Source organism: Kitasatospora putterlickiae, from assembly GCF_039527695.1.
Lineage (GTDB): Bacteria > Actinomycetota > Actinomycetes > Streptomycetales > Streptomycetaceae > Kitasatospora > Kitasatospora putterlickiae.
Window position 1 is genome coordinate 7098 of sequence record NZ_BAAAKJ010000259.1, and the last position, 4883, is coordinate 11980.

The 4883-nt window shown below is 73.6% G+C and carries 5 protein-coding genes and 1 pseudogene; 2 read left to right on the plus strand and 4 right to left on the minus strand.

Annotated features, from left to right (window positions below; translation table 11 throughout):
- The 4 genes and pseudogenes from ABD308_RS26495 to ABD308_RS26510 form a co-directional block, all read right to left on the minus strand.
- Window positions 1-456 (minus strand): annotated as a pseudogene (locus tag ABD308_RS26495) (hypothetical protein); the annotation flags it as partial.
- A complete protein-coding gene (locus tag ABD308_RS26500) occupies window positions 456-770 on the minus strand; it encodes a hypothetical protein (protein ID WP_344339331.1) in 315 nt (104 codons plus the stop codon). The pseudogene ABD308_RS26495 and the gene ABD308_RS26500, both read right to left, overlap by 1 nt.
- Window positions 771-975: 205 nt before the next feature.
- Window positions 976-1158, minus strand: a complete 183-nt coding sequence (locus ABD308_RS26505; RefSeq protein WP_344339334.1) for a hypothetical protein — start codon at window positions 1156-1158, stop codon at window positions 976-978.
- Between the two features lie 129 nt (window positions 1159-1287).
- Entirely contained in the window at window positions 1288-1599 is a 312-nt protein-coding gene (locus tag ABD308_RS26510; protein ID WP_344339339.1) for a vWA domain-containing protein, read from the minus strand.
- Window positions 1600-1715: 116 nt separating this feature from the next.
- On the opposite strand from ABD308_RS26510, the gene ABD308_RS26515 reads away from it, so the two are divergent.
- Window positions 1716-2165 (plus strand): hypothetical protein, encoded by a 450-nt coding sequence (locus ABD308_RS26515; RefSeq protein ID WP_344339345.1) that lies wholly within the window; start codon window positions 1716-1718, stop codon window positions 2163-2165.
- Entirely contained in the window at window positions 2162-4543 is a 2382-nt protein-coding gene (locus ABD308_RS26520) for an NB-ARC domain-containing protein (protein ID WP_344339349.1), read from the plus strand. The genes ABD308_RS26515 and ABD308_RS26520 overlap by 4 nt, the downstream gene beginning before the upstream one ends.
- Window positions 4544-4883 lie beyond the last annotated feature (340 nt).

Below are 4883 nucleotides of genomic sequence, written 5' to 3' on the forward strand. Positions count from 1 at the left end.
GTCCGCGGCCGTGGCGGCCTGCAGGACCGAGGTGAGCATCTCCTGGGTCTGCTTGATGACGTCCCGGAGCGCAGCCGAGGCCTCCGGCGTCAGGGCGACCGGGTCCGTGTACACGGAGCCGTCCTGGTTCACCTTCAGTTGGTTGCGGCTCGCGTAGTCGAGCGCGCTGTGCAGGGCGCCCTGGCTCGCAGCGATGGCTTCAGCGAGCCCGTCATAGGTACGGGCCATGGCGCGCACGGCCATCGCGGCGGCCTCGTAGGCCTCGGCGTGGCGTGCGAAGCGCGCGCGGGCGCCATCGGCGGCGAGGCTGCTCCACGCGCTGCCGAGCGTCCGGGCGACCTCGTCGCGGGCGACGGAGGCCACGTGCTCGCAGTGCTTGGCGGTGTTCGCGGCGTCGTCGCCGGCGTGCCGCCATAACTGGGGGTTCGCCCGGTTGAGGGCGTCGACGGTGAGCATCAGACCCCCTTCAGCCAGGTGGCGTCCTCCGCGAGGGAGCCGGCCACGGCCCCGTCCGTGCTGACGTAGTTGTTCGCGGAGGCCGCCAGCGCCTTCGCGGCCGCCTCCACTTCGTCGGCCTCCTTGCGAAGCCGGTCCTGCCACGCCTTGACGCAGGCGGTACTGGCCACCGAGGCCTTCCACCCGGGGTGGCCGGCTCCCGCTTCGGAGGCGTCCTTCAGCAGCATGCCCTGACGGCTGCTCTCGCTGGTCGCATGCACATCGGAGGCGATCTTGATGACAGAAGCGGTATCGATGCGTGTTTCGTATCCCATTCAGCTTCCTCCCCTGCACCAATACTGGGCCCCGCTCAAGGATTTGTTGGCGGAACCCCGGAATTCACCGAAGGCACCTTTAATCGATCATCGTTACCCGCCTGCGAACTCCCGGACCCCCGGGGCGTCGCCGACAGCCTTGCCCAGGCCCGAACACCGGGCGGGGCATCAAGGTGCGGGCGGGCGGTCAGGCCCACAGCCGCGTTCAGCCGCGCGGGCTCCGGCTTTCGCCGCCGAGCGGGTGCCGGACGGCGGCGGCGGATCCGTGCTCGGCCAGGTCCTCGATCCGGGCGGCACCGGCCGGGTGCTCCTCTCCGGCACCGCCGCCCAACCCCTCTGCTCCGCCCTCGGCCGCGCCGGCCTCCACGCGCTGACCGACGACGACCACCAGGCCGTCCGCGCCCCACCCGTATCCTCGACCCCGCCACACCGCGTCAGGCGCAGTTCCTTCACCGCGGCGGCGGTGGTCTCGCAGAGGGCGGTCGCATCGGCGGCCTTCAGACCTGGATGTTCTCGTTCACCGTGGTGCGGCGGGTGCGACTGCCGCAGGGGTTCTGACCGGGCCGAGGTCGACCAGGGCGCGGTGGTTGGAGCGTCCGTCGAGGGCTCCGGTGAAGGAGAACATCCACAGTCCGGTGCGGTCCTCGTCGGCGAAGCCCTCGATCAGCTCGGGGGCGGCGTCCTTGAGGAACTGGAGCTTGCTCCTGCCGGTGCCGTCGACCTCGGCGTCCATGGAGGGGGAGGTGTCGATGACGAGCAGGACATTGGCGCGTTTGCGCAGGTCGGGCGCCGGGCGCGCGAAGCCGCGAACGGCTCTCCGCCCGTACATTGTCGGGCGGTCAGGGTCGCGATCCCGGAGCCGCACGCGGTCAACTTCCGCCAGGTGATTACCGGTTGCCGACTGGGTAGGACGACAGCAGACATCGACACGGCAAGGGGGAAACCGTGCTGACGGAGACTCTGGCGGCGCTGGCGGCGGCCGGTGGTACGGCGGTGGTGGGAGCGGCCGGAACATCGCTCTGGGAGGGCGTCCGGTCCGGTACGGCGAGGCTCTTCGGGCGGGGCGACGCGGCTGGCGAGCGCCTCGAACTGGCGCAACTCGACCGCACCGCCACCGCACTGGAGGCGGCCCCGCCGCAGGAGGCGGCGAACGTTCGCGCCCTGCACGCGGCCATCTGGCGCGAGCGGCTCGTCGCCCTGTTCGAGGCCGCCCCCGAGGAGGAGCGGGAGCGACTCGCTGAGGAGCTGCGGGCCCTGGTGCGGGAGCACGGCACACCGGCCGCTCGGGAGCAGGGCAGCGTCAACGTCGAGCACAACACCTTCAAGGGTCCCACCGCGCTGACGGCGGGCAACAACAACAAGGTGGACGTGACCTTCGGCGAGAGCACCAAGTGACGGAGCCGCACCCCGGCGAGAGCACGGACCCGGCCACGGACCCGGCCACGGATCGGGCCACGGACCCGACCGAAGGCACCGGCGCGCCGTCCCCGGCGGGCGGCACACCCCCGCCCGCCAGGGAGGCCGCCACCGTCCGGGACAACACCTTCTACGGGGCGACGGCCATGGTGGTCGGCACCGGGAACACCATGAACGTGCACTTCCCGGCGCCCCCGAAGGCCGTCGAGTGGCCCTACGTGCGCGGCCTGCCACCGCCCCGCGCGGACGGGTTCCGGACCCGCGAACTGCCGGTCGACCTAACCGGCCCGGCCGAAGGCGGGGGCGACCAGCTGTCGTGGGTGCTGACCGGCCTCGGCGGGTCCGGCAAGACCCAGATCGCCGCCGACCTCGCGGACCGCCAGCTCCGTGACGGTCACCTCGACCTGCTCCTGTGGGTGACGGCGACCTCCCGTGACGCGATCGTGGCGTCCTACGCCGCAGCAGCCCACGACCTCTTCGGCGCGAGCGACAAGAACCCCGATCAGGCCGCCGCCGAGTTCCTGACCTGGCTGCTCCCGAAGCCCGTCGCGGCGGGCGAACGCCCCCGCCGCTGGCTGGTGGTCCTCGACGATGTGGCGGACCCGGAGGACCTCCGCTCGCTGTGGCCAGCGCCGTCCCCGTACGGCCGGACGGTGGCCACCACCCGGCGGCAGGAGGCGTCGCTCGGCGGCGACCGGCGGCGCCAGGTGCCCGTGGGGATGTTCACCCCGCAGGAGGCGGCCGACTACCTCCGGGAGTCCACCGTCCGGTCCGGACGCCGGGACGAGGCCGCCGATCTCTCCTCCCTGGCCGAGGACTTGGGATACCTTCCGCTGGCCCTGGCGCACGCCCGCGCGTACCTCGCGGACAATCCGACCCTGAGCTGCGCCGAGTACCGCGCCGAGCTGGCGGACCGCCGGCTGACGCTGACCGACGTGTTCCCCGAGGGATCGGCGATCCCGGGCGCCCCGGAGCCGGTGGCGCTCACCTGGAGCCTGTCCTTGCGCCGGGCGGACGCCCTCAGCCCCCGGGGCGCCGCCCGCTCCGTCCTCCAGCTCGTCTCCTTCCTCGACCCCAACGGCGTACCCGCGCCGGTCCTGGCCGCGCCGAGCGTCATCGGACTGCTGCCGTCCGGGACCGGCGCGGCGCCCACCGCACGGACCCTGCGGCAGGCCCTCGGCAACCTGCGGCGCCTGAGCCTCGCCGAACTCGACCCCGAGCGGCCGACCGCCGCCGTCCGGGTGCACCAGCTGGTGCAGCGCTCGGTCCGGGAGTCGCTGGCCCCGGCCCCGACCACCCGGGTCGCCACGGCCGCGGCCGACGCGCTGCTCACCGTCTGGGAGGGCAACGTCGACCCGGCGACGGACGGCGCGCTGCGTTCGAACGCGGCGGTGCTGGCCGACGGGGCCTTCGAGCACCTGCTTCTCCCCGCGCCGCACGAGGTGCTGTACCGCTGGGGCCGCAGCCTCGGCGAGTCCGGCCGGCCCGGGGGCGCCGCCCGGCACTTCGCCGACCTGTGGCAGGAGGTGTCCACGCGGTTCCCCGACGACGACGAGTTGCTCTTCAAGACCCGCGGCTACCTGGCCTGGTGGAAGGCGAAGTCCGGCGACGCGCGGGGCGGCGCGGAGGCGTTCGCCTCCCTGTTGGCCGATCAGTCACGGGTGCTCGCACCGGAGTCGGACGCGTTCCTCCAGACCCGCCGCAGCGCCGCCGCCTGGCGCGGGCACGCGGGCGACGCCCCCGGCGCGGTCGCCGAGCTGGAACGGATCTACGAGGACTGGTCCCGGATCGCGGGCCCCGACGCGCCGGGGGCCGTCAGCACCCGCAACCACCTCGCGCACCTCCTCGCCCGGGTCGGCAGGCACACCGATGCGCTGGCCCAGCACGGCGAGGCGCTGCGCGAGGCGGAGGCCCGGTACGGCCGCGACGACCCTCGCACGGTGGAGGCCCGGGCCGCGGCGATGCAGCACCGGGGGGAACTCGGCGAACCGGCCGTCGCCCGCGACGCCTACGCCGAACTGGCCGCGATGCGCACCGCCCGGTCCCCCGAGCACGCCGGCACCCTCGCCGCCCGCACCCAGCACGCCGAGTGGACGGGCCGCGCGGGCGACCCGGCGGAGGCCGTCCGGCTGCTGGAGGCCGTCCTGACCGAGGAGTTGGCGCTCCTCGGCCCGGTCGAGGTGCAGACCCTCGCCGGCCGCGAGACACTCGCCGTCTGGCGGGCCGAGGCCGGCGACTTCCGGGGCGCCGTGGCGGACCTGGAGGCCCTGGTGCCCGACCAGATCGCCGTCCTCGGCCGCGACAACCCCGCCGTCGACCGGACCACCCGCTTGCTCGAGCGCTGGCGCACCGGCTGACGACGGCCGGGTCCAACGCATGCTGGCAACTGGCCGGAATGCACCACTCCGCATATCCGTGCGAGCCAGTGGCCGGGTGGGGATCGTGGGGGGTGTTGTTGGGGTGTGGTGGTGTCTGTGGGCTCGGGTTCTGTGGGTTGGGTTGGGTTCACCGGTGGGGTCCGCGGCGTTTCGAAGACAGGCGATGGCGCTCCGACCGGTACAGATCCAGGTGGGCCGGAAGAGTCACACCCTGTCGGGAACCGCCGCCTGCCGCCGCACCTCCTTAGAAGACATCTCATTTGGGGACCTGCGGGCGCAGATGAGGGCTGCTGCGATGCTGGCGAAGGCGGCGAAGTGA

Bases quoted from the DNA above. Each gene is read 5' to 3' on its own strand.
- ABD308_RS26500 (WP_344339331.1), bottom strand. From the start codon at position 770: ATGGGATACGAAACACGCATCGATACCGCTTCTGTCATCAAGATCGCC.
- ABD308_RS26510 (WP_344339339.1), bottom strand. From the start codon at position 1,599: ATGTACGGGCGGAGAGCCGTTCGCGGCTTCGCGCGCCCGGCGCCCGAC.